The following is a 23,839-nucleotide window of genomic DNA, read 5'->3' as shown; positions in this document are numbered from 1 at the left end:
AGAATACACGCTTCGGCTTTTCTATTTTCCTTCAGGTTGAAGAGTTGTTATAAACTCTGCAAGTTTGTGAAGCTCTTCATCTGTACCTTGGAAAGTACCACCTGGCATACCGCCTGGTAAACCTTCATGTGCGATGTTAACGATCTCATCGGCTGTGTATTTTAAACCGATTAACGGCTTACCTATTCCACCTTCAAAAGCGTTACCATGACAACTGATACACGATGCTTTGGCATAAATTTGATAACCTTCCGAGCTTTCATCAAATTCTACTTTAGCAACTGGTGCTTTAATTTCCCCTTGAGCTTTAGCAGCTACCCAGTCATGGTTTGCTACTGATTCCCAAGTTAAAAATATCATGGCAGCAAGAGCAAGAAGCATAAATCCAGTTGGTAACGGACGTTTCCACGGACTTCTTTCTTTGCTAGTATCTAAAAATGGAACTAATAAAAGTGCACCAAAAGCTAATCCTGGAATAATGATTGATCCAATCACATTATATGGACCAGAAGCAAATTCGTATTTTAATAATTGGTATAGAAATAAGAAATACCAGTCTGGCATTGGAATATATGCAGTGTCTGATGGATCAGCCGGACGCTCAAGTGGCGACGGATGAGCAACAGTTAACACCAAATAACCCACTAAGAAAACCGCACCGACTAACCATTCTTTTAACAAAAAGTCAGGCCAGAAAGCTTCTGTTTTACCCGGATACTCAGAATAGTCTTTCGGCATTTTTTTAGGTCTGCTAGCTGGATCTGTTACACGAGAATCCCCAACAAACTTCATACCTTTTCCGCGATGCATAATGTCCCCTCCTTTTAAGAATTATCTGTTCCACTTACCCATTATAGTGGTCCAGAAATACCTTGACGACGAATCATGATAAAGTGAGCTGCAAGTAAAGCGAATAATGCAGCTGGTAAGAAGAACACATGAATCGCAAAGAATCTTGTTAATGTTTGTGCACCGATAATATGTTCATCACCGGCTAATAATGTTTTAATAGCTCCACCAATCAATGGAACAGATGCTGCAATTTGAATACCTACTTTAGTTGCGAACAATGCTTTCATGTCCCAAGGAAGTAAGTAACCTGTAAATCCTAAACCTAACATAACAGCGAAGATTAATACTCCGACCATCCAGTTTAGTTCACGAGGCTTTTTATAAGAACCAGTAAAGAATACACGTAATGTATGTAAGAACATCATAACAATAACAAGTGATGCTCCCCAGTGATGCATCCCTCGCACAATTTCACCGAATGCCACTTCGTTTTGAAGATAGTAAACAGATTCCCACGCATTTACAATATCCGGTACGTAATACATCGTTAAAAACATACCCGATAAAATTTGAATAACCGTAATAAAGAATGTTAACCCTCCAAAACAATAGACAAATGCAGAGAAATGATGTGCAGGGTTTACGTGTTCTGGTACTTCGTGGTCTGCGATATCACGCCATATTGGTGTAATATCTAACCGTTCATCCACCCAATCATAGATTTTATTCAGCACTGATGTCGTACCCCCTTACTTTAAACTAATGTGTTAGGTATAGCTTTTCCAATTTCTATGAAACCGTCTTTTTCACGAACTTCATACTGATCCAACGGACCTAGAGGTGGTGTTTTTGGAATATTCTTTCCGTTTTTCTCATAGCGACCACCGTGACATGGACAGTAGAATTGATTTTTGTGTGCTGGGTCACCATCCCAGTTCACTGTACAACCTAAATGCTTACATACTGGAGAAAGAGCGATAATTTGATCTCCTTCTTTGTAAACCCATGCAGTGTTGGTTACATCAGACTTGTACCATGCATCCACTTGTTCAAAAGTGAAATCCACACGTACAGGAACATCCGTAATTTCTGAAACCTTTTTATCAGTTTGAACGAAGTTTCCACCAGCTTTTTTTTGCAAAACTGGATCAATTGCAAAACGTGCCATTGGCATTAGCATTCCAGCTGCCATAAATCCACCAACACCTGTTAATGTATAACTTAGAAACTGACGTCTTGAAACCTTATTGTTACTCATCCTTTTCCCCCCTCTAACTTAAAGGTCAGTCCAATGGACATACTTGCTTAAATTAATAATACTAGGACATATACATGATATATCAATAAAAAAGGAAGGTCAATATTTCAGGGACATGAATTATGAACTTTGTGAACAATTAATGAAAGATATTGTCATTAATTCGCCCATTTTTCTGCAAAAGTGGGTATAAGTTGACGGAGTTGATCTTCTAAAACAGAATTTTTCATTTTTTGATCCATTGATTCTAGCGGTATAGAAGGTATCCAAAAAACATTTTGCTCTTCATTCATTGTAATCCAATCGCGATCAGAAGTAAGGAAAAATATATGTTTGAATTGTGCCTTTTTCAATTCTTCCAACCAATTTTCTAACAATAAATGCTTGTCCTGATTTCTAGTATAAGAGAAGGAAGGAAATAAGACGATCCTTCCTTTAAATTGATTTTCAATTATATTTCCTAATGATAAAACGAAGTCTGCAGCAGAGGCAGCAAATTGAAATCCACTGTCAGACCCATCGATTAATGTTAGGGGAATTATTGCAGTATCTATATACTCTTTTTGTGCTTGAAATACAGCACTATCTTTTCCGTTCCAATGCATGATTATCTCTCCTAAATGTCTTTAGCAACTAGTTCTTTCCACAAGGCAGAAAGTTCAAGAAATTTTTCTTTATTATTTTGATCAATTGCTTGATCTATTTGTTTTTGTAACTGTTCAACTTGAAAAAAGTGTAAACTCTCCGACAATACATCTTCTACAATAAGCTTATCTTTTTCACTAATATGCAAATACTTCGGCATATAAGGATTTTCTTCTAAAACTGCTAAGTATTCTGGACTTGGTGGAACTGTCTGAAAGTTTAACTGGATGTACATTTCTTCCTCAGGATGCAGCCTCAAATCATGAAATGATTTTTCCGCGTCCGCTGTCATAATGCTTCCTTTATAAAATCGAAAAGGTATACCTGAAGAAGTTGTAACGGACATAACCATTGCTCGGGGACAATAATGAGCTTCCTCCACGAAATGCACATTATTTAATAATGTTTCATGACTTATTAAATAATTCAATATCCAGACGCACTCTCTTCTTTTCATTTGATATTTTTTCAAAAACCAACGGACAAATTCTTTCTTCTCGCCAACTGAAACAGAAGCAGTCACGTAACCTCTCCTTCCTTTTTTTGTCCAATCAAATTCGCCTGAGGCTATTTGCGTCCAGATTTTGCATTGAGCAAGCTCGATGAACTCCTTTACAAAATGCCTGAGGCTTAACCTAATTCAGCAATGTACTAATAAATTAGGTCATTTCAAACCATGTACTATTTTCCGGCTCTAATTCCTGTAATAGACCTATTACTTCTAGAGCTTCTTCTCTTTTTCCTTCTTCAAGTAGAAAGTATACATATTTACCCAAAAATTGTGCATCGTCCTTAAGTTCAGTATATGCTAACTTATAAAATTCGTATGCTTTTTCGTAAATTTCTAATCGATTAAAAGCATCCGCTAAAAATGGATACATGGACGACCATTCAAAATGTTCATTTTTCAACGTTTCATATAGTTCAATCAGCTCTTCATCTTTTTCTTCCTTAGAAAATAAAGAAGAAAGGATGAAAATCGCATCCATATATTCTGGATCTAGCGCAATTGCTTCTTGTAAAAATGACTCTGCTTCTTTCACTTTACCCATTTTTAACGAAATTTTACCTGCAAATAAATAATATTCTTTTTCAAATTCATCACGAGCAATTCCATTTGTTATTGCTTTAAATGCTTCTGCGTTTTTCTCCAGCATTGCATATGTTTCAGCTAACAACATATAGCCTGAAAAATAGTCCGGATCTATTTCTAGTAAATTTTCTAATTGATTTACTGCTGTATCATAATGCTGCACTTGAAATGATGCATACGCTGCATGAAATAAAACATCAGGTGATACTTCTTTTTTCAAAGCTTCTGCATAGTATGGAATCGCTTCTTCATAAGCTGCTCCGGCACTATAAATTTCAGCAAGCTTCAAAGGTAAATCGACTCCTTGAATGGAATCTTGTAATGGCAAAAGATTCTCTAAAACTCTAGCAGCCTCTAGATATCTACCAGTTTCAAATAATATTTCTCCTTTTGCATAAAGTAATAACGATTCTTTTGGCATAATTGCAATCGCTTCATCTATTTTTTGTTCAGCTACTTCATACAGACCAATCATTTGATAATAATCAGCTAAAGTTAGTAGCGCTTGTGGATATACTTCACTCGATTTTTCTACACTTGTTAAGAGATTTAACGCTTCATCTTCCTTATCCATTTCTAAAAATAGCTGAGCTTGATCAATTTTTAATTGACTTTCATCTGGAAATAAAAATTGAAGGTGAGCTAAAACTTTTATCGCTTCTTCCGTATATCCATATTGGGTCAATACATCAGCCAACTCATATTGTGTTTCGGCATCTGGTTCTATTAAAAAAGAATCGATCATGTCATTTAGCTTTTCCATATTTCCTTGTTCTATCGCTTCAATAAATGGCTCTAATTTTTCCAATCAATTCACCTATCCTTCTAGTGTCCTTTTCATCGTACAGGACAGTTAAACGTCATACAAGAAAAAAACCCTCCGATTAAGGAGAGTTCACTATTTTATCACACTTGAAAGTTGTTCAAAAAAGTTTGGATAAGAAACACCAACGCAAATCTCATTGTCTATTGTTACTGCGCTGGATGTGACAAGAGATGCAATTGCAGCCATCATACCAATCCGGTGATCTCCATAAGTAAACAAATCCGCACCATGTAAAGGTGTTGGTCCTTCAATAATCATTCCATCATCCGTTGCAGTAATATTAGCTCCAAGTTTCTTTAACTCGGTTACAACCGCATCAATACGATTGGTTTCTTTTACTTTCAGCTCTTCCGCATCTTTAATTACTGTTCTACCTCTTGCTTGCGTTGCAAGTAATGCAATAATTGGAATTTCATCAATTAATCGCGGGATTAGTTCCCCACCGATTTCTGTTCCGATTAGTTCAGATGTACTAATCGTAATATCCCCTATTTCTTCATGGCTCACATTATTTAAGTGTCGAATGGATACTTTAGCACCCATTTCCTGAAGAACTTCCATAATTCCTGTTCTAGTAGGATTTAATCCAACGTTTTGAAGTACTAACTTACTGTTAGGAACGATTGCACCAGCAACTAAAAAGAACGCAGCAGATGAAATATCTCCAGGCACCACAACATGAGTACCTCTAAGTTCTTGCAGTCCTTGTAAACGAATTTTTTTACCCTCTACGGCTATGTTCGCTCCGAAATGAAGAAGCATTCTTTCTGTATGATCGCGAGAAGTTTCCATTTCAGTTACCATCGTCTCACCTTCAGCATGTAAACCCGCGAATAATATCGCAGATTTCACTTGTGCACTTGCAACGGGCATTTTATACTGGATGGCTTGAAGCTTTTTACCCTCCACTGCGATTGGTGTAAACTGTGCGTCGTCTCTACCAATAAAATGTGCTCCCATTTGCTTGAGCGGAGCAGTTACTCGTTTCATTGGACGTTTTTGAATGGATTCATCGCCAATTAAAATAGTCGAAACGTTTGAACCAGCTAAAATACCAAGCATAAGTCTAGTCGTTGTACCAGAATTACCCGTATATAAGATTTCATTCGGCTCATTCCAAGCATCTATTCCATTGCTTATAATTTGAACAGCTTCGGCCTCTACCAAAATTTTCACACCTAGCTTAGTGAAGCAATCGATTGTCGCTAAACAGTCGTCGCTTTGCAAGAACCCTTCTACCGTTGTTGTCCCTTTTGCTATAGCTCCAAACATGATAGAACGGTGAGAAATGGATTTATCGCCAGGTATTCGTATTGTTCCTTGCAAGGAGGGCTGTGCATAATTTAATTCTTTACTCATAGTAATTCTCCTCCCTTAAGAGATATATGTTTCAAAAGTTGTATTATTAGCTATACATTTAACAGCTTTCGCACGATCATCCATTGTTTGAAAACTAACTACTAAAATCCCAAAAATATCTTCTCGAGTTTCCACAATTCGTAAGTTTGTAATGCTTATATCGCCTTTAGCTAAATAACCAGTAATTTCAGAAATTACCCCTGGATAATCCGGTACATCGACATATAAATCAAATACAGAGAACATTGCACCTTGCGTTGTAATTGGGAGCTCATCACGAACTTGTTTAGCTTTTGAAAAATAAGTTTCTATTTCATCTGCTTCCCCATGTAGCAAAAGATTTTGAAGCTTGTTCATTTCTTCTGTCCACATGTGTAATTGATTACTTAACTCCTTACGATTTTGAAGCGTAATATCTCGCCACATAATTGGATTTGCTGATGCAATCCTTGTTAAATCACGAAACCCACCAGAAGCAAGTTGCTTCGTAAAAGGAAATTGTTCATTTTCTCCAGCAAGTTGGTGCACAAGTGAGGCAGCAACCAAATGAGGGAAATGGCTAACAACTGCTGTCATATGATCATGTTCTACTGCATTCACTTGAACAACTTTTGCTTTTGTAACTTGTAAAATATCAAAAAGAATTTTTACTTCTTTTTTATTTTCGTTTTCAAATGGAGTAAGCATATAAAATGCATTCTCAAATAGATGTGCACGAGCTGCCTCTACACCACTTTTATGGGAACCAGCCATCGGATGTCCGCCGATAAATGTTATGCCCATTTCTTTTAATCTTAGAGCTGCTTTCATTATTTCTTTTTTTGTACTTCCTGTATCTGTTACGATTACTTGTTTCTTAAGACTCCATTTAGACATTTCATGCATTAATCGAATTGTTTCATTGACAGGAGTAGCAAATATAATCACATCTGCAAGTGCAGCTCCTTCTTCCATATGAGAAGCCATCTCATCAATTACACCAATTTTTTGGGCAGTTTGAAGCGTTTGACTTTGTGCATCGTAACCGATAATAGAAATGTCTTTATTGCGCTTTAATCCAAGCGCTAAAGAACCTCCTATTAATCCGAGTCCAATGATGAAAACTGTTTGTTTCATTAAATTACGCCTTCCTCATGTAAAACTTCATTTAGTTTTTGCAGTAACTCCGTATTTTCTTCCTCTGTACCAATTGTTATACGAAGATATCCTGGAACACCTAACGCATTCCCACTACGTACAATAAATCCTCGCTTCATTAACCCTTGGAAAACTGCATCACTATCTGCTTTAACTTCCATCAATATGAAGTTAGTGTGCGAAGGAAAATAATGAAGATTACGTTCCGAACAGAACACTTCATATTGCTTTATACCGGCATTATTTTTCACTCTGCACGCTTCAATGAAGTTTTGGTCCTCCAGGCCGATAAGCGCCACTTCTTGGCTTAATACCGTATTATTAAACGGCTCACGAGTAGGTTCTAGCTGATAGATTACTTCCTCCGAACCAATTGCATAACCAACTCGGAAACTTGCTAATCCGTATGCTTTAGAGAAAGTACGCATTATTAATAAGTTTGGATGTTTTTCCAACAATCCAATGGAACTTTCATACTTTTCGTCTGTAATATATTCGGTATAAGCTTCATCAAGCACTACCAATACATCGCTAGGTACTTTTTCAAGAAATTCTTTAATTTTATCAGAAGGAGTTAATGATCCAGTTGGATTATTCGGATTACAAATCCAAACGATAGCTGTATTTTCATCAATTGCTTCATACATTTTATCTAAATCATGTTCTCCGTTTGTTAACGGTACTTCTCTGACCTCTGCACCTTCTACAATTGCATTATGCTTATATTGCCCAAAAGTGATAGAGGCCATCACTGTGTTTAATCCAGGTTGAAGGATTGCTCTTGAAACAATTAATATATTATCATCGGATCCATTACCGAATAATAATTGTTTTTCTGAAACATTCAAGTGTTTAGCCACTGCGGTTCTTAACTTTGAAGCATAGCCATCAGGATAAATGGCATAATTTACTTTCGCATTTTCTAAAAACGCTTTTACATTTGGAGAAGTTCCATATGGATTCTCATTAGATGCCAGTTTAGTTACTTTGTCTAGATTAAATATTCTTTTTACTTCTTCCGTTGTTTTCCCAGGTTGGTAAGCTTCCAATCCTTTAATTTGTTTTTTGAATTTCATCTTAAAGCTCCTCCACTCTCTCATTTACTTAACTAAATCAGGTCTTAACTGGACAGCGTTATTTAAATAAATATGTTGAATATCTTTTTGGGGTTTCTCTGTATTTACATGCATCAATAATCGAATGCATTTTTCTAATGCACCAGGGACATTCATTTCATGCGTACACATAACTGGTACAAATGTCCATCCGTCTAAGTTACGTACTGCTCTCGCTGGAAAAGCAGAGGAGATATCTGTCGTTGTCGATATAATGACGGAAGCAATTGTATCTGGATTTATATCATTTGCTCTAGCCATTTCTGTCACAAGTCTAGCTGTTTCTCGAAGTACTTCTTCATTTGAGTCTTCTGTTACTGTTACTGCTCCTCTAACTCCTCTGATCACTTATTTCCCCTCCTCAATCCATTTTCTTAATTGTTCATCACATTTTTTAACTTCTTCCATAGATATAACTTTAACAAAAGGTTCTCCTATTTTTTGTAACAACGCAAAATGAAGTTCTCCATTTGTTGTTTTTTTATCTTTCAGCATAAATGTAGCTAATTGTTCAAAAGAGCAGTTTAATACATGTTGAAATTGATATCCAAGTTTTTTCGCAAGCCCAAATACTTTATGTGCATAGCCAACCTCCACTTTTCCATGTAATTCGCTTAACATTAATGCAGGAATTAGACCAATCATGACAGCTTCTCCATGTGTAATTTTCCCATAACCAACAGAAGCTTCGATTGCATGTCCGTATGTATGCCCAAAGTTTAAATACTTGCGGTACGATTGTTCTCTTTCATCTAACTCTACTATTTGCGCTTTAACCCGGATTCCTTTTTCAAGCCATACAAGAAGCTCTCTTTTTTGAATATCAGCAATGCTTGCCAAATGTAAGAATTCATTTACCCAATTTTCATCGCTAATGAGTGCATGTTTTATTACTTCCGCTAGTCCCGAACGAACCTCTGTTTCAGGCAAAGTTTGCAGAAAATGAAAATCATATAAAACTTCCTTCGGTTGATAAAAAGCGCCAATCATATTCTTGCCATTTGGATGATTAATCGCTGTTTTTCCTCCTACAGCACTATCATGCGCTAAAATAGTCGTTGGAATTTGATAAAATGGGATACCTCTCATAAAAGTAGATGCTACAAAACCTGTCAAATCTCCTACAGCTCCACCACCTAGAGCAAATAAAATACTATTTCTTGAACAATTTTCTTGCAGCAGAAACGTTTGAACATTGAAATAGGATTCAAACGTTTTACATGCTTCTCCATTAGGAACAAGATGAATTTTATAAGGCAATGAAAAATTTTGTTGAAAATAATCTTTATGCAAATTCCAAACGTTTTCGTCCGAAATTACAACGATTTGATCTACTTTTTGAAATGCTTCTGCATTTCTTTCACAAAATTCTTGCAAAATATTTTCTCCTAAATGAACGTCATAAAGAGAATCCTTTATTCTTACTGGGATTATCATCGATTAAAACCCCTTTGTGTAAGCTCTATGTCTTTCAATATCTGCTTTTAAAGTATTTAGTTGATCTCCATTAAATGTATCTAACAGAGCTGCTGCTATTTCCCATGCAATGACTGCTTCTGCAACAACTGAAGCTGCTGGTACCGCACAACTATCCGAACGTTCAATACTAGCTTTAAATGGTTCTTTTGTTTCAATATCTACGCTTTGTAACGGTTTATAAAGTGTTGGAATTGGTTTCATTACCCCTCTAACAACAATTGGCATTCCAGTCGACATTCCACCTTCTAAACCACCTAGACGATTAGTGTCACGAGTATAGCCATCTTCTTTATTCCAAGAGATTTGATCATGCACTTGGCTTCCGAATAAATTCGCCATTTCAAATCCTAAACCAATCTCTACACCTTTAAATGCATTAATGCTCATCATTGCCATTGCTAGTTTTCCATCTAACTTACGATCATAGTGAACATAGCTTCCAACCCCTGCAGGCATACCTGTAACAATTACTTCTACTACGCCACCAATTGTATCGCCAGCTTTTTTTGCATAATCAATCGCTTCCACCATTTTTGCTGAAGCTATTGGATCTAAACAATATACGGAATCTGCTTCTACAATCTCACGAATTTCTTCAATAGACTTTCCACTCGCTAAATTTAGGTTAGCTTCAATGCCCCCGATTTTCGTAACATGAGCTACTACTGAAATACCTAATTGTTTTAGCAACTGCTTTGCAACTGCTCCAACTGCGACACGGACAGTAGTTTCCCTTGCAGAAGAACGTTCCAGTACATTACGTAAATCACGATGCCCATATTTCATGCCACCAACTAAATCGGCATGACCTGGTCTTGGTCTTGCAATTTGTCTTTTAATGTCTTCTGGATCAATTTCGTCCCCAAGCGGTTCAATTCCCATGATATTCGTCCAATGTTTCCAATCATCATTGTTCACAACAAGACAAACGGGAGATCCTAATGATTTACCATGTCGAACGCCAGCTGTGATAGCTACCGTATCTTTTTCGATCTGCATTCGTCGCCCTCTACCATGCCCACCTTGACGACGCTTTAACTCTTTATTAATCTGTTCACTAGTGATTTCTAATTGTGCGGGTAACCCTTCAATAATTGCTGTTAGTTGTGGTCCATGCGACTCACCTGCTGTTAAATAACGCACAACGCTTTCCCCCTTCAACTCGCTAAAGTATTTGTTTTCAACTATATCATAAAATCAGTTTTAAAGTATAGAAGAAAACTGCCCAATTTTTTCATTGGACAGTTTTATTTTTTGCGGTAAAAAAATGTGTCTTCTATCTCAAATCCAAATTTACCAGGATTAAATATTTGTTCAGTACTTCCGACAAAGAGAATTCCACCTGAACGCAGAGAATTACTAAAGTTTTGATAAATTTGATCTTTTGCTTCTTCTGTGAAATAAATCATTACATTACGACAAATAATTAAATCGTAATTTTTATCGTATGTATCTTTCAATAAATTATGCTTTTTAAAATTAGCCGTCTTTTTAATCGCATCTTCCACTTTATAAAACTGGCCTTGTTTCTCAAAATACTTAAACTTTATCTCATTAGGAACTTCTGCAAGTGAGCGTTCGGGATATATCCCAACTTTGGCCCTATGTATTGCATTTTCATCTAAATCTGTTGCATGCACTGAGATTTGAGAAAGAGGAAGATAATTCGATAAAACCATAGCAGTTGTATATGGTTCTTCACCTGTAGAACATGCCGCACTCCAGATCTTCAATCGTTTATTTTCAGCTAATAGTTTAGGAAATATTTTGTTTTGCAAAACTTCCCAACGCTTTCCATTGCGGTAAAACTCGGATACATTAATCGTCATTCGATCTAAAAACTCGTTTAATAAGTCTCTATCATGATCAAGCGCATTAAAAAATTCGACAAAGTTTTTATATCCTTTTTTTTCATATAGCGAAGTAAGTCGGCGTTTCATCTGTGCTTCTTTATACGCTGCAAGATCAATACCTGTCTTCTGTTTGATAGATTCGACAAATTTTATGTAGTCTGGCACAATAACATCGTTCCTTTCAAAATACCTATAATAAAGTATATCGTATTCTGAACATTTAGGACATAAGAAAAACACTTGATTTTATACACATCTCCCAATATCTACATTTTTTCTCAATTGTTCAGCCATCACTTGTTCTTTTTTCAAAAGAAAAACGCTAGCGTCCTTTAAGTGCTCTTGTCTTCTCTATTTCTAGAGTGCTTTGGACGAAACTTTGGCTACACTATTACCGCGGGAATTTTTGTGGATTGAGAAATGACTGCGTCACTTCTCAATCCACTTTTTTTCGATAATCTTGTGGCGGGTGTTTGTCCGACGCCATCTTGAAATATGCAGAGACAAGATGCATTAGGTTTGGTTAATAAGAGATTAGATACTTTCCTATTCTTTTAAAAGCGGACGAAGATGCAATTTCGTCCGCTCAGCGCTTCTTTATACATGGATGCTAACTATTTTTCTCAACTTCCACATGGTTACAGGTATTATTAAGTTTAAATGCTCAACTAAAAAGTTAAAAACTGTCATAGAGCGACTAATTGTAAAGTGAAAGCTACAGATTCTACACTGAGAGCAACAAAATCCTTTAAGAAAGCAACCAATTTTATCGTGAAAACAACCAAATCTCTATATAAAGAGTTAACTTTATGTGAGATGACTCAAATCAGTGTTAGACAATCCAGTGAAACTAAAAACACTATGAACACGGTATTTTATATACTTCCTTAATCTATAAGAAAAACTCAAGCGTCCCTTAAGTGCATCTTGTCTTCTCTATTTCTAGAGTGCTTTGGACGAAACATTGGCTACACTATTACCGTTATAGTTATGGAAAGAAAAATATATATCCGGCCGTATTTTTTCTATCCGGTCACAACACTTGAGTCCCATTAGTATAATTTCTAGCTTTTTTATAAAAAAAAAAAAAATAACAGTCAAATTTAAAAAATTTGACTGTTATTTTAGAGATATATTAGTTAATCCAGTTGTTAGCGTCTTTTGCGTAAGCTACTAATTCTTCTTGTTTGAAGAATAAGCCGATTTCACGTTCAGCGCTTTCAAGTGAGTCAGAACCATGGATAATGTTTTTCCCAACAGTTACTGCGAAGTCTCCGCGGATTGTTCCAGGAGCTGATTCTTTTGGATTTGTAGCACCCATCATAAGACGAGCTGTTGTAATAACATTTTCACCTTCCCAAACCATTGCAAAAACTGGTCCAGAAGTGATGAATTCTACTAATTCACCGAAGAATGGGCGTTCTTTATGTTCGCCGTAATGTTCTTCTGCTAATTCAGTTGGAATTTGCATTAATTTTGCTCCAACTAATTGATATCCTTTTTTCTCAAAACGGTTTACGATTTCACCGATTAGGTTACGTTGTACGCCATCAGGTTTTACCATTAAAAATGTTTTTTCCATGAATAACACTCCTTCAACTATATAAGGGGATAATTTCTAATTTCTCCACCGTTACAAATAATATCACTATCATGCACTATTTTCAAATTAAATTCTATCTAAGTTACACTCATTCATCTATTCTATCGCTTCTCAGCAATAAGATTCAAATTTCATAAAGTCAAAACTTACGTTTGCTCATAAATAAAGCAATATTTTGTAACGACTTTTTCGCGGAATTTGCAGGCAATTGTTTCACTTCGTTTAATGCCTTTTGCAAATACATATTACTTACTTGTTTAGCATGGTTAATCGCCTCGGAATTACGGATTTCCGTTAATAGCTGTTGCTTGTTGTCTTCTGAAATACTTCCATCTAGCATTTCCTTTAATAAAGGAGCGATAGTAGGTTCATTTTTGACATAAAGAACGGGTAAAGTTATATTACCTTGCAATAAATCACTTCCAGCTGGTTTTCCAAGCTGCTCATCTGTCGAAGTAATGTCTAATATATCATCAATGATTTGAAAAGACATACCTACATAATAACCAAATCGCTTTAAGTGTCTAATCGTTTTTTCATCTGCCCCAGAGGCAATTGCACCTAAAGCACAACTTGCTGAAATTAGAATGGCCGTTTTCCGCTTTATCCGTCTTAAGTAATCTCGAACAGTTTGGTCTATTAAATGCTTATCTTCAATTTGTAATATTTCACCAATACAAAGTTCTACCATCGTATGAGATAACACTTCATGTGCATATGTATTTTCTAACACTGTTATGTATTCAATCGCTCTAGCAAAGAGAAAATCTCCCGTATACATCGCTACTCTATTATTCCACTGAGTTTTTACTGTTTCTCTTCCTCTTCTTGTTTCCGCGTCGTCTATTACATCATCATGTACAAGTGAGGCCATATGAATAAGTTCAACTGGCACAGCAACATTTTTTATGGAGTCAATTGAATAATCGCCAAACTTTGCTGAAAGTAAGACAAAAACAGGACGAATTCGCTTTCCTCCAGCAAGAAGTAAATGAAGAGAAGCCTCATTTAATAAGTGAGAAGAAGAATTCACTGCAGTTGCTAGTTCTTTTTCGATGACATCTAAATCCGATTTCAAATCGGAATAAAGTAATTTCAACTTCATCTTATCCACAGATAATACCTTCTCCCACTCAAATATCTTTCTTAAAACCAATATGCCTCGCCGCTGCTCCACCACTATAAGGCTTATTTGATACTTTTTTCAAACCAACTTCCTCGAATAACCGGGACAACGTTTCTCTATTTGGAAAGTCCTTTGCTGATTCTTGAAGCCACGAATATTCTTTGTAACTTTTCGCAAATAGTTTTCCGAACAAAGGCATTACAAAACGGAAATAAAAGCGGAAGCCAGCATTAAATAATTTAGAATCTGGTTGCGAAGTTTCTAAACAAACGACCATACCACCCGGTTTCGTAACTCGTTTCATCTCTTCCAGCACTTGTTTATAGTCTGGAACATTTCGTAGCCCAAAGCCAATAGTCACATAATCAAATGAACTATCTTCAAAAGGTAGCTCCATTGCATTCCCTTGTACCAGTTCAATTTGAGCAATGTTTTTTACTTTCTCTTTTCCTACATTCAACATATTTTGACTAAAATCTAATCCAATCACTTTTCCGGTTGGACCGGTCGCTTCTGCTAATGCAATTGTCCAATCAGCAGTACCACAGCAAACGTCAAGTGCTGTACTTCCCTTTTTCACCTGCATTGCTTTCATCGTGTCGTTACGCCATTTTATATGTTGCTGAAAACTAATGACCGAATTCATCGAATCATAGTTATCTGAAATACTTTCGAAAACTTCGTGTACATATTGTTCTTTTGATTTTCCCACGTTTACCCTTCTCTCAACTGATTTTCCAGTGAATGGTTGCTCACTCGCTCTAAAATCGCATCTTTCAAGGATTCATTTAATAAGTCTGAGGAACGAACGTCTTGGACTAGAGTCAGTTCAATTTTTTCAATTTCAAGGCGCAGTGTGTCCATATTGGATTGAAATATTTTAGATTTACTTATATAAAATGTTTTTTCGTTATTTTCGAAGGCAACTAACTCTTTTTTTAACGCTGCTAGTAATAATGCTTCATTCATAATATACACATACTCATGGTAAGCGTAGTATTCTAAAAATCGTTCAATTGGTTTACATTCGATTAGTTGAATCGATTGAATTAATTCTTCCAGTGTGTAATCTTCTAGATCATAAAATCTAGATTTATGCTCCGTAATGATTGCAACGCTATTAGATAATAGTTGGATTAAATCTATTTTATTTTCACTAGCCAAAAGTTGGTAATACCGACCACTATAATAATCTCCCGCTAGCACTTGTAACTGTTGTGATTTAGCCGTCGCATTTTCTTCCTTCACTAAATCGTGTGCAGCAAGAGCAGAAAAAATAAGAGAAACAGCGATTGCAGAAACCTCTACCGAGTTATCCCAATCTTCCTCATTAAGAAATGGTAAAATTGTGAAGAACAAACGATCTTCATCAACTACAGGTATCCCGGTGTATTTTTGCAAAGTGCTCTGTTGAAGTTGCATAAGAATATTCTTTTTATAGGTTTCAACATGTTGTAATATCAATGCTTCGTTCATACACTTTACTCCATTTCTCAGCTGCGGTTAATCTTCTATATAGTTTACTACATTTTTTTGGAATCACTTTGAATCACGCCATTAGCTGTTTGAATAGACGCTTTTCCTCTAATTTTCATTGCTGAAGTATGTTCTGTAAATTGAGCAATCATTACTTCACCTGTATCTAACTTTTCAGAATGATGGAATTTAGTATCTGTACCACGAGTCAATCCGATTACATTTACACCATCTTCTTCTGCTTTGATTACGATAAAATCTGAACTAGACATTTTAAAGTCTCCTTTGTTCGAAGTCTTTTTTTATCATACCATATTCTTGTCCATTCATCCAAAGCAGTTAACTCATCTGAATGAAAGATAAGATTTCGGAACGTTTTATATCATTCGTTTCTAATATACCGCGTGCAACAGCAGTAACGGTTTTTGAACCCGGTTTTTTTATACCTCGCATTGTCATACACATATGCTCCGCTTCCACTACAACATAAACACCATGAGGGTTTAACATTTCCATTATATCATCTGCAACTGTAGATGTAATTCTCTCTTGAAGTTGAGGACGTTTCGCGGTTGTTTCTACCGCTCTTGCCAGTTTACTCAGCCCAGTCACAACTCCATTTCGTGGTATATAGGCAACATGTGCTTTACCGTAAAATGGCACTAGATGATGCTCACACATAGAATAGAATGGTATATCTTTTACTAACACTAGCTCTTCATGCTCTTCATTAAAAACAGTTTGAAAATATTCTTTTGGATCCTGTTGCAATCCCTCAAACATTTCCGCGTACATCTTAGCTACTCTTTTCGGTGTATCCAGTAAACCTTCTCTAGAAGGATTTTCACCCACAGCTTCTAGTATCATCTTGACTGCTTCTTCTATTTTTTCTAAATCGACATTTTTCATTTTTGTTATACCTCCTAAAACAACTTCGTAATCATAAGAATCTTAGCATACGATTCAAAGATAATAAATATTTTTCAATTATGTATATTTATCATTTCTTTTCTGTCATTTCCAAAAAGAAAAGAACGGCTACCAAGAAGATAGCTTCAAGGTAACCGTTCTATGTACGACAACATCAGTTATTTAACTGCGTCTTTAAGCGCTTTACCTGGTTTGAAAGCAGGTACCTTGCTTGCAGCGATGTCGATCTCTTTACCTGTTTGAGGATTACGTCCTTTACGTGCAGCACGTTCACGTACCTCAAAGTTACCAAAACCGATTAATTGAACTTTTTCACCATCTGCAAGAGCAGTTTGAATTGATTCAAATACAGCTTCAACTGCTTTAGAAGCATCTTTCTTAGAAAGATCTGTAGCTTCAGCAACAGAGTTCACTAATTCTGTTTTATTCATAACATTCACCTCCTCTCAAAGGAAGATAGCTTTAATCCTGTAAAAAGAGTATCACAACCAAAAAGGCTTCGCAACACTATTTGCACGTGTTTTGGGAACTTTAAGCAAAAAATGACGAATTTAATGAAATAACGGGACTTTTCGCATAGACGCGAAAAGCCCCGTTCCAAATAATTGGGTTATATTTTTAAATTTTCTGCATATTACCAACAACTTCATCTACTTTGTTCAAGGAAGACACGGCCTCATTACTGCATGTTTTTTGAATGAAAAAATCCATTATTAACCATTTTATAGAATAAACGTTATTAAACCTCTATCTCCTTCGTTTACCATTCTTTCAATCGTTTCTCGCATTCTTTTTTTCGCAAGTACAGAAACATTTTCTGTTTTATAACGCAAGCTTTCTTTCATTACTTCGACTAGTGAAGTACCAAAAACTTGTGTTTGCCACAATGCATCTCGATCATGCAAATAGCCGTGTTTTAAATCTTTTAGCAGCTGCTGACTATGAAATTCAGAACCGATTAAAGGAGCAAATTCCGCTTCCATATCTACTCGAATTATATGCAGAGATGCTGCTTTTGCTTTTAAACTGACTCCATAGAAATTATTTTGTTTAATAATTTCTGGTGCAGATGGTTGGAAATCATGAATTGTCGGAAGGGATACCCCGTATCCATGTTTTTTGGCAGCCTCTAATGCTTCTGAAAATTTGTTATAAGCTTTTTTTGCGGTAGAAGCTTCTTTTACAAATAAAAGCCAATCTTTTTTAGATTGAATCGGCTCTTCTAACCATTCATCACAAACTTCTTGAAACACTTCTGGTTTTAGGCCAATTTGAATGCAAGCAGAGCCTCGTCCGGGGTTCGCTTCTACTACATCTGCTGATTGAATGAAGGGAACTTGTTTAAATCTAGCAGCAAGCTCTTTTACATCTTTCATTTTAGAAACAATTTTAAGCCATTCTTGCAACGAAGAGGTGATTGCATTGTTAACAAAATGATCCGGCTCTAAGACATCGGTCCAATCTGGTTTAACAAGTTCAATATCTGTAATAGGGAATTCATAAAGTGCCTGTTGGAGTATGTATTGAATTTCCTCTGCAGTCATGCGATCCACCGCAACTGCAATTACAGGTACTTCATGTTCTTTTTGTAACTCATCACATAAATGAATCGTATCAGCATGACCAGGCATTTTACTATTTAAAACGATAACAAATGGTTTACCAATTTCTTTTAATTGAGCAATAATCTGTTGTTCTGCATTCTCTGCCGCTTTTCTCGGAATATTATTTACCGATCCATCTGTAGTTACAACTATCCCAATAGTAGAGTGATCACGTATTACTTTGTCTGTTCCGATTCTTGCAGCTTCTTCAAATGGAATGGCTTCACTATGCCAAGGTGTATGGACTAGTTTTTGCCCTTCTTCTCCTGAATGCGTTTTTATGCCATCAATCATGTACCCTACACAATCTACTAACCTAATTTGTAATCGTAATTGTTCTTCTCCGAGATAAATATTTGTTCCGTGTGCAGGAACAAATTTCGGCTCAGCCGTCATAATGACGTTTCCAGGTGAACTTTGTGGAAGTTCATCTTGTGCTCGTAATCTCTCTGATTCCTCTTTTATATTAGGAATAACAACTAGCTCCATTACTCGTTTCACAAAAGTAGATTTACCAACTCGAACAGGCCCTACAACTCCAATATACACATCTCCATTAGTACGTTCTGCTATTTGTTCATAAAGTTTATTTGACATGGATACTCTCCTTTCTTCGCAGTTTAATATATGCACAAAAAAAACGTTTCATGCATAAAGCATGAAACGTTCAATCGTTTATTTTGCCAACATAAAAATTGGTTCATTCTGTTCATTTACTGTATATGGAAGTGAGTAGGCAGGAACAATAGCAAAGTTATCCGTGAGTAGGTGACGAATATCCTCTCCAGGTTTTACCTTTGTTTTATTGTCCTGAAGCATTCGATTTAGTTCAATAGAGTAATCCACAAACATTTTCCCGTCACCTGTTGCTACTAAAGGCAACTGTGTATCCGAATATGGGCTTTGAACCGACAACTCACTTTTGTATCCCATCTTTTTATAATCGAGCTTATACACGCCTTCCCCAATGATTTCTGCGATAGGGCCATAACCATTAATGCCTTTACGATAGTTAATATCACGTAGGGTCTCGGCAATACGTAAATCTACCAACTTAACTGTTGGATTCTCTTCTACATCCATAAGTACATATTGATAAATGCCACCTGCTTCATATGAGTTAGCTGGTGATTTACCTATATATCTTGGAACAATTTTTGTAAAATCAATGGGATATTTAATATATTGGTCTGTTCCCATATCTCGAGTTTTAATCGGTAATAAACCACCCGAGTCTTCTCTAAAGCTATTGACAGCATTTTGAACGACCATTAACTGATCTTCATATGGCAACAAGTTTTCCGGCTGTTGTCCACTTTTATAGCCACATCCCGTTAAAACTAGTATTCCTAAAAGAATAGTAGCTAAAAGTTTTATGTTTTTCATCCTAATCTCCTTACTAAGCTTTTGTTGGATTAAAGATAATATATATCATCGTGATAAAACCTATAAACAACAATATGTACGCAATCAAACCAAATATAGCTTTTAAGAATCTATTATTAAACTTCGTTTTAACAAAGAACATAAACAACATAGCTAAAAATAAACTTCCCATAGAACCAAATGAGATCCACATTTTTTCCATAGATGATATTAATAACATGGGCTATCCCCCACTTTCTAAGACTTAGAAGTATCACACATAAAAAAAGAGTTGCAATTTGTACAACCCATTTTAATGTGGATATAACTATATATTTTGGAAGGAGTTTTCAGATTAATGGAAAACGCTTAGCAAATTGCGGACAGTAAGTTCCCTTTGTAAAGGACTAATACTTATCTATGAATGCAAGCGTTTAACATCAAGTTGATCGTTTAAAATGTTTTATAATCCTCTAACTCATGTTTTTTCGTACGAATCATAAGGATGTCTACAGCTTCTTTAGGATTAACATGTTCGAACAAAACAGAATAAAGCGCTTCAGTTATCGGCATACTCACTTGCTGTTTTTGAGCGAGTTGGTAGGCAGCTTGCGTTGTACGTACTCCTTCTACTACCATTCCCACCTCGTCTAGGACGTTTTCCAGAGTAGCACCTTTTCCAAGCAAATTCCCAGCTTTCCAGTTTCGTGAGTGAACGCTTGTACAGGTCGCTATTAAATCCCCCATACCTGTTAAACCTGAAAAAGTATAGGCTTTAGCACCTAAACTAATACCTAGTCTCGAAATTTCAGCTAAACCTCTCGTAATAAGTGCAGCTTTTGCATTATCACCGTAACCTAATCCATCTACGATACCTGCCGCAAGTCCAATCACGTTTTTCAGTGCTGCTCCTATTTCTACTCCAATAACATCATCATTCGTATAAACCCGAAAAGAATTATTCATAAATAAATCTTGTACTTTTTTAGCGGCCTCTAGTTTCTCACAAGCAGCAGTAATGGTTGTTGGGTGATGTAATACAACCTCTTCCGCATGGCTTGGTCCAGATAAGACTACAATTGCTTCAACCAAATTAGAGGGTAATTCTTCTTCAATCATTTCCGAAATTCGCTTTAATGAATTTGGTTCGATTCCTTTAGAAACATGTACAAATAATTTTTTTTCTTTCAGATGCACTCTCATCTGCTGGCAAACTTCTCTAATTGCTTTCGTAGGAACGGCTAGAATAATGGTAGTGGCATGATCAATAGCTCTTTCAAAGTCACTTGTAGCATTTAAATTACTTGGTAATACTATATTTGGTAAATACCGTTTGTTTGTATGGTCGATATCAATTTCAATTGCTTGGTCCTCTCGATGTGACCATAGAAGGCAATCATGATTGTTATTAGCTAGAACCATGGCAAGAGCCGTACCCCAGCTACCCGCTCCAAGCACAGTTATTTTCTCCATATAAATACGCCCCTTAAAACTACATAATTAAGTTCTTGCACGAGTTATGATTCGGATTGGAGTCCCCTCAAAATCAAATGATTCACGAATTCGGTTTTCTAAAAATCGTTCGTAGGAGAAATGCATCATTTCAGGTTCATTGACAAACACAACAAATGTTGGCGGTTTAATGGCAACTTGAGTTGCATAATAAATACGCAATTTTTTCCCTTTATCTGTTGGAGCCGGGTTACGTGCAACAGAATCCTCAATTACTTCATTCAATACAGAAGATTGAACGCGAAGTGCATGATTCTCACTCACTCTGTTAATAACTGGTAGAATAGAATGAACTCGTTGTTTCGTTTTCGCCGAAACAAAAACTATTGGTGCGTAATCCAAAAACTGAAAATGCTTACGAATGGATTTTGTCATTTCATTCATCGTTTTATCATCTTTTTCAATTGCATCCCATTTATTCATCACAATAATAACAGCTTTACCAGCTTCATGTGCATAACCTGCAATTTTCTTATCTTGCTCTTGGATACCCTCTTCTGCATTTAATACAACTAAAACAACGTCGGAACGTTCGATCGCCTTTAAAGCACGAAGAACACTGTATTTCTCCGTTGTTTCGTAAACTTTTCCTTTTTTACGCATTCCCGCTGTATCAATCATTACATATTCTTGTCCATCAAAAGAATATTCCGTGTCAATAGCATCTCTTGTAGTACCAGCAATTTCACTTACAATTACTCGATCATGTCCTAAGAATGTGTTAATCAGAGATGATTTCCCTACATTGGGTCTTCCGATTAAAGAAAACTTAATCACTTCTTCTCCATAATCTTCATCATTTGGCTCTGGGAAATTTTTAGCAACTTCATCCAATAAATCACCAAGTCCTAACCCATGTGAACCCGAGATTGGAAATGGCTCTCCCATTCCAAGCGAATAGAAATCGTAAATCATTTCCTTCATATCAGGATTATCGATTTTATTTACCGCTAATACAATAGGTTTTTTCGTTTTGTATAAAATTTTTGCTACGTATTCGTCTGCACTCGTAATTCCTTCACGGCCATTTGTCAAAAATATGATGACATCAGCTTCGTCCATAGCTATTTCAGCTTGTTGCTTAATTTGCTCTAAAAAAGGCTCATCACTTAACTCAATACCACCTGTATCGATTATATTAAATTCGTGTGTCAACCAATCTGCTGAACTATATATACGATCACGGGTTATTCCAGGAATATCTTCAACTATGGATACACGTTCTCCTACGATACGATTAAAAATTGTTGATTTGCCCACATTTGGCCTACCAACGATTGCTACTACTGGTTTTGTCATTACTTATTCATCCTTCCAACTTCGTCTATTTTGTATTATACAACATAGTAGCGCTCAAATGTAATGTAACCTTCATTTTAGTCGAAAACCTATACACATCAATCGATTTGACTTAATTTTGAGTTTTTATATAATGCAAGATAACGCTTTAAAAAGCAAGGCTCTGGGGCTAGTTTGGGGCTGTTGTATAAATGGCGGCGTTTGACAGGAATAGGTAAAATTAATTAGAATCAAAATAATTTAACTATACAACTACCCAAGCCTATATTACTATTATGGTAAATATATCTAGGGAGTTTTTATTTTGAAAAAAATATTTTATCTATTTATTTTACTATTAGCGCTTAGCGCATGTTCTGAAAGCGTTAATGTGAAAGATATTTACGTGGTTACAAAAAAAGCTGAGTCAAACCAAAACACACTAAATATTGAAGTGGTAACTGCTGAAAAATATACTGAAAGCATGCTAAACAGCATTATCATAGACATCTCATCACAATACGATTTAAAAAAAGTAAATGGGATTCGATATTCTTTTTTTGATATGGAAAATGATGTATCATATGCTAACGCTATAATTGCATTTAGTGAAACAGGTCAATTTGCTACAGGCGCAAAAAAGAAGAACATTGCTGAGATTATTATTAAAGAATAAATTAAAAACCATCTTCCGCAAAATAATTGGTTGGTGGTTTATTTTATTCGAAGTTTAATTTTCCATTTACAAAATATCTTTCTACGTTGACTAAATTAAAGAGCTGCTTGCCAACTTTTAATACGCCATAGTTTATTTTCTTAGGTCTAATATCCGTTTTAATTTCTTTAATTTTACCATCTATAAACTCTAGTTTAGCCACAAATTTATCCATTTAATTCACCCCTTTTTGATACTACTCGAGGTGAATTTGAAAAGTCATTCTATATTATTTTTTATAAAGATACGCAGTCATTAATTCTTCAGTTTTGCCTTTTAGTTGAGTACTTATTAATGCATGCCGTTCTTCATATCCGCTTGAAATGTATGTGTACTCAATATTACCATTCTCTAGCTTATCCTTAATAAGTCGCATGTGAAAACGAATTAAATAAATATCACTTTGCTTTAGATCCTTGCGTATTAATTCTAGTGCATTATCTACAACTTTTAGATAAGGTCTATGTAACTTAAAAGTTAATCTATTTATTAATTCGACGTCCTTTTCCAATATCTTGATTAACATTGGTAGATATATGTTATTTTCGAAGTGGTGGTAATCTTCCACAGTAATTGAAGGCATATCGAACATCCTTTTTCAATACAATTATAAGAACGTTCGTTTGTTTTTTTTGCAGTGGAGTAGAGGGAAAATCATTTAACTATTTTCGCC

General features: G+C 35.8%; 28 protein-coding genes. 1 reads left to right on the top strand and 27 read right to left on the bottom strand.

Going from position 1 to position 23,839, the window contains the following annotated elements:
• Positions 1 to 21: 21 nt before the first annotated feature.
• The 25 genes from PB01_RS07630 to der all read right to left on the bottom strand — a co-directional run bounded on the left by PB01_RS07630 (position 22) and on the right by der (position 22,472).
• Positions 22 to 810: a menaquinol-cytochrome c reductase cytochrome b/c subunit gene (locus PB01_RS07630; protein WP_151699654.1), complete on the bottom strand. Its 789-nt coding sequence runs from the start codon at positions 808 to 810 to the stop codon at positions 22 to 24.
• Positions 811 to 851: 41 nt separating this feature from the next.
• On the bottom strand, positions 852 to 1,526 hold the full coding sequence (gene qcrB, locus PB01_RS07625) for a menaquinol-cytochrome c reductase cytochrome b subunit (protein ID WP_151699653.1): 675 nt from the start codon (positions 1,524 to 1,526) through the stop codon (positions 852 to 854).
• Between the two features lie 20 nt (positions 1,527 to 1,546).
• The gene (locus PB01_RS07620; protein ID WP_151699652.1) at positions 1,547 to 2,050 is read right to left on the bottom strand and encodes a QcrA and Rieske domain-containing protein; all 504 of its coding nucleotides are present in this window, start codon (positions 2,048 to 2,050) and stop codon (positions 1,547 to 1,549) included.
• Positions 2,051 to 2,208: 158 nt separating this feature from the next.
• On the bottom strand, positions 2,209 to 2,655 hold the full coding sequence (locus PB01_RS07615; RefSeq protein ID WP_151699651.1) for a DUF2487 family protein: 447 nt from the start codon (positions 2,653 to 2,655) through the stop codon (positions 2,209 to 2,211).
• Between the two features lie 11 nt (positions 2,656 to 2,666).
• Positions 2,667 to 3,218: a ReoY family proteolytic degradation factor gene (locus PB01_RS07610; protein ID WP_151699650.1), complete on the bottom strand. Its 552-nt coding sequence runs from the start codon at positions 3,216 to 3,218 to the stop codon at positions 2,667 to 2,669.
• 136 nt (positions 3,219 to 3,354) lie between these two features.
• A complete protein-coding gene (locus PB01_RS07605; RefSeq protein ID WP_318837526.1) occupies positions 3,355 to 4,596 on the bottom strand; it encodes a tetratricopeptide repeat protein in 1,242 nt (413 codons plus the stop codon).
• A 90-nt stretch (positions 4,597 to 4,686) separates the two neighbouring features.
• Entirely contained in the window at positions 4,687 to 5,973 is a 1,287-nt protein-coding gene (gene aroA / locus PB01_RS07600; RefSeq protein ID WP_151699649.1) for a 3-phosphoshikimate 1-carboxyvinyltransferase, read from the bottom strand.
• Between the two features lie 15 nt (positions 5,974 to 5,988).
• Entirely contained in the window at positions 5,989 to 7,089 is a 1,101-nt protein-coding gene (locus PB01_RS07595; protein ID WP_151699648.1) for a prephenate dehydrogenase, read from the bottom strand.
• The gene (gene hisC, locus PB01_RS07590) at positions 7,089 to 8,186 is read right to left on the bottom strand and encodes a histidinol-phosphate transaminase (RefSeq protein WP_151699647.1); all 1,098 of its coding nucleotides are present in this window, start codon (positions 8,184 to 8,186) and stop codon (positions 7,089 to 7,091) included. The genes PB01_RS07595 and hisC overlap by 1 nt, the downstream gene beginning before the upstream one ends.
• 24 nt (positions 8,187 to 8,210) lie before the next feature.
• A complete protein-coding gene (gene aroH / locus PB01_RS07585; RefSeq protein ID WP_151699646.1) occupies positions 8,211 to 8,573 on the bottom strand; it encodes a chorismate mutase in 363 nt (120 codons plus the stop codon).
• Positions 8,574 to 9,662 carry a 3-dehydroquinate synthase gene (gene aroB / locus PB01_RS07580; RefSeq protein ID WP_151699645.1) on the bottom strand — a complete coding sequence of 363 codons (1,089 nt, stop codon included), beginning with the start codon at positions 9,660 to 9,662 and terminating at the stop codon, positions 8,574 to 8,576.
• Between the two features lie 3 nt (positions 9,663 to 9,665).
• On the bottom strand, positions 9,666 to 10,847 hold the full coding sequence (gene aroC / locus PB01_RS07575) for a chorismate synthase (RefSeq protein ID WP_151699644.1): 1,182 nt from the start codon (positions 10,845 to 10,847) through the stop codon (positions 9,666 to 9,668).
• A gap of 104 nt (positions 10,848 to 10,951) precedes the next feature.
• The gene (locus PB01_RS07570; protein WP_151699643.1) at positions 10,952 to 11,722 is read right to left on the bottom strand and encodes a CheR family methyltransferase; all 771 of its coding nucleotides are present in this window, start codon (positions 11,720 to 11,722) and stop codon (positions 10,952 to 10,954) included.
• Between the two features lie 970 nt (positions 11,723 to 12,692).
• On the bottom strand, positions 12,693 to 13,139 hold the full coding sequence (gene ndk / locus PB01_RS07565; protein ID WP_151699642.1) for a nucleoside-diphosphate kinase: 447 nt from the start codon (positions 13,137 to 13,139) through the stop codon (positions 12,693 to 12,695).
• A gap of 160 nt (positions 13,140 to 13,299) precedes the next feature.
• On the bottom strand, positions 13,300 to 14,274 hold the full coding sequence (gene hepT, locus PB01_RS07560; protein WP_192797503.1) for a heptaprenyl diphosphate synthase component II: 975 nt from the start codon (positions 14,272 to 14,274) through the stop codon (positions 13,300 to 13,302).
• 19 nt (positions 14,275 to 14,293) lie between these two features.
• Positions 14,294 to 14,998 (bottom strand): demethylmenaquinone methyltransferase, encoded by a 705-nt coding sequence (locus tag PB01_RS07555; RefSeq protein WP_151699640.1) that lies wholly within the window; start codon positions 14,996 to 14,998, stop codon positions 14,294 to 14,296.
• 2 nt (positions 14,999 to 15,000) lie between these two features.
• On the bottom strand, positions 15,001 to 15,762 hold the full coding sequence (locus tag PB01_RS07550) for a heptaprenyl diphosphate synthase component 1 (RefSeq protein WP_151699639.1): 762 nt from the start codon (positions 15,760 to 15,762) through the stop codon (positions 15,001 to 15,003).
• Between the two features lie 47 nt (positions 15,763 to 15,809).
• Entirely contained in the window at positions 15,810 to 16,034 is a 225-nt protein-coding gene (gene mtrB / locus PB01_RS07545) for a trp RNA-binding attenuation protein MtrB (RefSeq protein ID WP_151699638.1), read from the bottom strand.
• A gap of 67 nt (positions 16,035 to 16,101) precedes the next feature.
• Complete coding sequence (folE, locus tag PB01_RS07540; protein WP_151699637.1) at positions 16,102 to 16,671, bottom strand: GTP cyclohydrolase I FolE; 570 nt, start codon at positions 16,669 to 16,671, stop codon at positions 16,102 to 16,104.
• 179 nt (positions 16,672 to 16,850) lie between these two features.
• The gene (locus PB01_RS07535; protein WP_151699636.1) at positions 16,851 to 17,123 is read right to left on the bottom strand and encodes an HU family DNA-binding protein; all 273 of its coding nucleotides are present in this window, start codon (positions 17,121 to 17,123) and stop codon (positions 16,851 to 16,853) included.
• Positions 17,124 to 17,414: 291 nt separating this feature from the next.
• Positions 17,415 to 18,893 carry a stage IV sporulation protein A gene (spoIVA, locus tag PB01_RS07530; RefSeq protein WP_151699635.1) on the bottom strand — a complete coding sequence of 493 codons (1,479 nt, stop codon included), beginning with the start codon at positions 18,891 to 18,893 and terminating at the stop codon, positions 17,415 to 17,417.
• A 78-nt stretch (positions 18,894 to 18,971) separates the two neighbouring features.
• Complete coding sequence (locus PB01_RS07525) at positions 18,972 to 19,682, bottom strand: hypothetical protein (protein ID WP_151699634.1); 711 nt, start codon at positions 19,680 to 19,682, stop codon at positions 18,972 to 18,974.
• 13 nt (positions 19,683 to 19,695) lie between these two features.
• On the bottom strand, positions 19,696 to 19,902 hold the full coding sequence (locus PB01_RS07520; protein ID WP_225986199.1) for a DUF2768 domain-containing protein: 207 nt from the start codon (positions 19,900 to 19,902) through the stop codon (positions 19,696 to 19,698).
• Between the two features lie 212 nt (positions 19,903 to 20,114).
• Positions 20,115 to 21,134 (bottom strand): NAD(P)H-dependent glycerol-3-phosphate dehydrogenase, encoded by a 1,020-nt coding sequence (locus tag PB01_RS07515; RefSeq protein ID WP_151699633.1) that lies wholly within the window; start codon positions 21,132 to 21,134, stop codon positions 20,115 to 20,117.
• A gap of 27 nt (positions 21,135 to 21,161) precedes the next feature.
• Positions 21,162 to 22,472 carry a ribosome biogenesis GTPase Der gene (gene der / locus PB01_RS07510; RefSeq protein ID WP_151699632.1) on the bottom strand — a complete coding sequence of 437 codons (1,311 nt, stop codon included), beginning with the start codon at positions 22,470 to 22,472 and terminating at the stop codon, positions 21,162 to 21,164.
• A 304-nt stretch (positions 22,473 to 22,776) separates the two neighbouring features.
• Here der and PB01_RS07505 point away from each other — a divergent pair, with 304 nt between their 5' ends.
• On the top strand, positions 22,777 to 23,127 hold the full coding sequence (locus PB01_RS07505; protein WP_151699631.1) for a lipoprotein: 351 nt from the start codon (positions 22,777 to 22,779) through the stop codon (positions 23,125 to 23,127).
• 43 nt (positions 23,128 to 23,170) lie between these two features.
• Here the strand turns inward: PB01_RS07505 and PB01_RS20925 are convergent, their stop codons facing one another.
• Both PB01_RS20925 and PB01_RS07500 read right to left on the bottom strand, forming a co-directional pair.
• Positions 23,171 to 23,341 carry a hypothetical protein gene (locus PB01_RS20925; RefSeq protein WP_192797502.1) on the bottom strand — a complete coding sequence of 57 codons (171 nt, stop codon included), beginning with the start codon at positions 23,339 to 23,341 and terminating at the stop codon, positions 23,171 to 23,173.
• A 54-nt stretch (positions 23,342 to 23,395) separates the two neighbouring features.
• On the bottom strand, positions 23,396 to 23,749 hold the full coding sequence (locus tag PB01_RS07500; protein ID WP_225986198.1) for a YhjD family protein: 354 nt from the start codon (positions 23,747 to 23,749) through the stop codon (positions 23,396 to 23,398).
• Positions 23,750 to 23,839 lie beyond the last annotated feature (90 nt).

The organism is Psychrobacillus glaciei (assembly GCF_008973485.1).
GTDB classification, from domain to species: Bacteria; Bacillota; Bacilli; order Bacillales_A; family Planococcaceae; genus Psychrobacillus; species Psychrobacillus glaciei.
The sequence above is the reverse complement of the archived record's forward strand: the minus strand, read 5'-3'. Positions and strand labels throughout refer to the sequence as shown.

Bases quoted from the DNA above. Each gene is read 5' to 3' on its own strand.
- ndk (WP_151699642.1), bottom strand. From the start codon at position 13,139: ATGGAAAAAACATTTTTAATGGTAAAACCTGATGGCGTACAACGTAAC.
- PB01_RS07525 (WP_151699634.1), bottom strand. From the start codon at position 19,682: ATGAAAAACATAAAACTTTTAGCTACTATTCTTTTAGGAATACTAGTT.
- folE (WP_151699637.1), bottom strand. From the start codon at position 16,671: ATGAAAAATGTCGATTTAGAAAAAATAGAAGAAGCAGTCAAGATGATA.
- PB01_RS07535 (WP_151699636.1), bottom strand. From the start codon at position 17,123: ATGAATAAAACAGAATTAGTGAACTCTGTTGCTGAAGCTACAGATCTT.
- der (WP_151699632.1), bottom strand. From the start codon at position 22,472: ATGACAAAACCAGTAGTAGCAATCGTTGGTAGGCCAAATGTGGGCAAA.
- PB01_RS07615 (WP_151699651.1), bottom strand. From the start codon at position 2,655: ATGCATTGGAACGGAAAAGATAGTGCTGTATTTCAAGCACAAAAAGAG.
- PB01_RS20925 (WP_192797502.1), bottom strand. From the start codon at position 23,341: ATGGATAAATTTGTGGCTAAACTAGAGTTTATAGATGGTAAAATTAAA.
- PB01_RS07550 (WP_151699639.1), bottom strand. From the start codon at position 15,762: ATGAACGAAGCATTGATATTACAACATGTTGAAACCTATAAAAAGAAT.
- PB01_RS07520 (WP_225986199.1), bottom strand. From the start codon at position 19,902: ATGTTATTAATATCATCTATGGAAAAAATGTGGATCTCATTTGGTTCT.
- hisC (WP_151699647.1), bottom strand. From the start codon at position 8,186: ATGAAATTCAAAAAACAAATTAAAGGATTGGAAGCTTACCAACCTGGG.
- aroB (WP_151699645.1), bottom strand. From the start codon at position 9,662: ATGATAATCCCAGTAAGAATAAAGGATTCTCTTTATGACGTTCATTTA.
- spoIVA (WP_151699635.1), bottom strand. From the start codon at position 18,893: ATGTCAAATAAACTTTATGAACAAATAGCAGAACGTACTAATGGAGAT.
- mtrB (WP_151699638.1), bottom strand. From the start codon at position 16,034: ATGTCTAGTTCAGATTTTATCGTAATCAAAGCAGAAGAAGATGGTGTA.
- PB01_RS07620 (WP_151699652.1), bottom strand. From the start codon at position 2,050: ATGAGTAACAATAAGGTTTCAAGACGTCAGTTTCTAAGTTATACATTA.
- PB01_RS07515 (WP_151699633.1), bottom strand. From the start codon at position 21,134: ATGGAGAAAATAACTGTGCTTGGAGCGGGTAGCTGGGGTACGGCTCTT.
- PB01_RS07500 (WP_225986198.1), bottom strand. From the start codon at position 23,749: ATGCCTTCAATTACTGTGGAAGATTACCACCACTTCGAAAATAACATA.
- PB01_RS07595 (WP_151699648.1), bottom strand. From the start codon at position 7,089: ATGAAACAAACAGTTTTCATCATTGGACTCGGATTAATAGGAGGTTCT.
- PB01_RS07630 (WP_151699654.1), bottom strand. From the start codon at position 810: ATGCATCGCGGAAAAGGTATGAAGTTTGTTGGGGATTCTCGTGTAACA.
- aroA (WP_151699649.1), bottom strand. From the start codon at position 5,973: ATGAGTAAAGAATTAAATTATGCACAGCCCTCCTTGCAAGGAACAATA.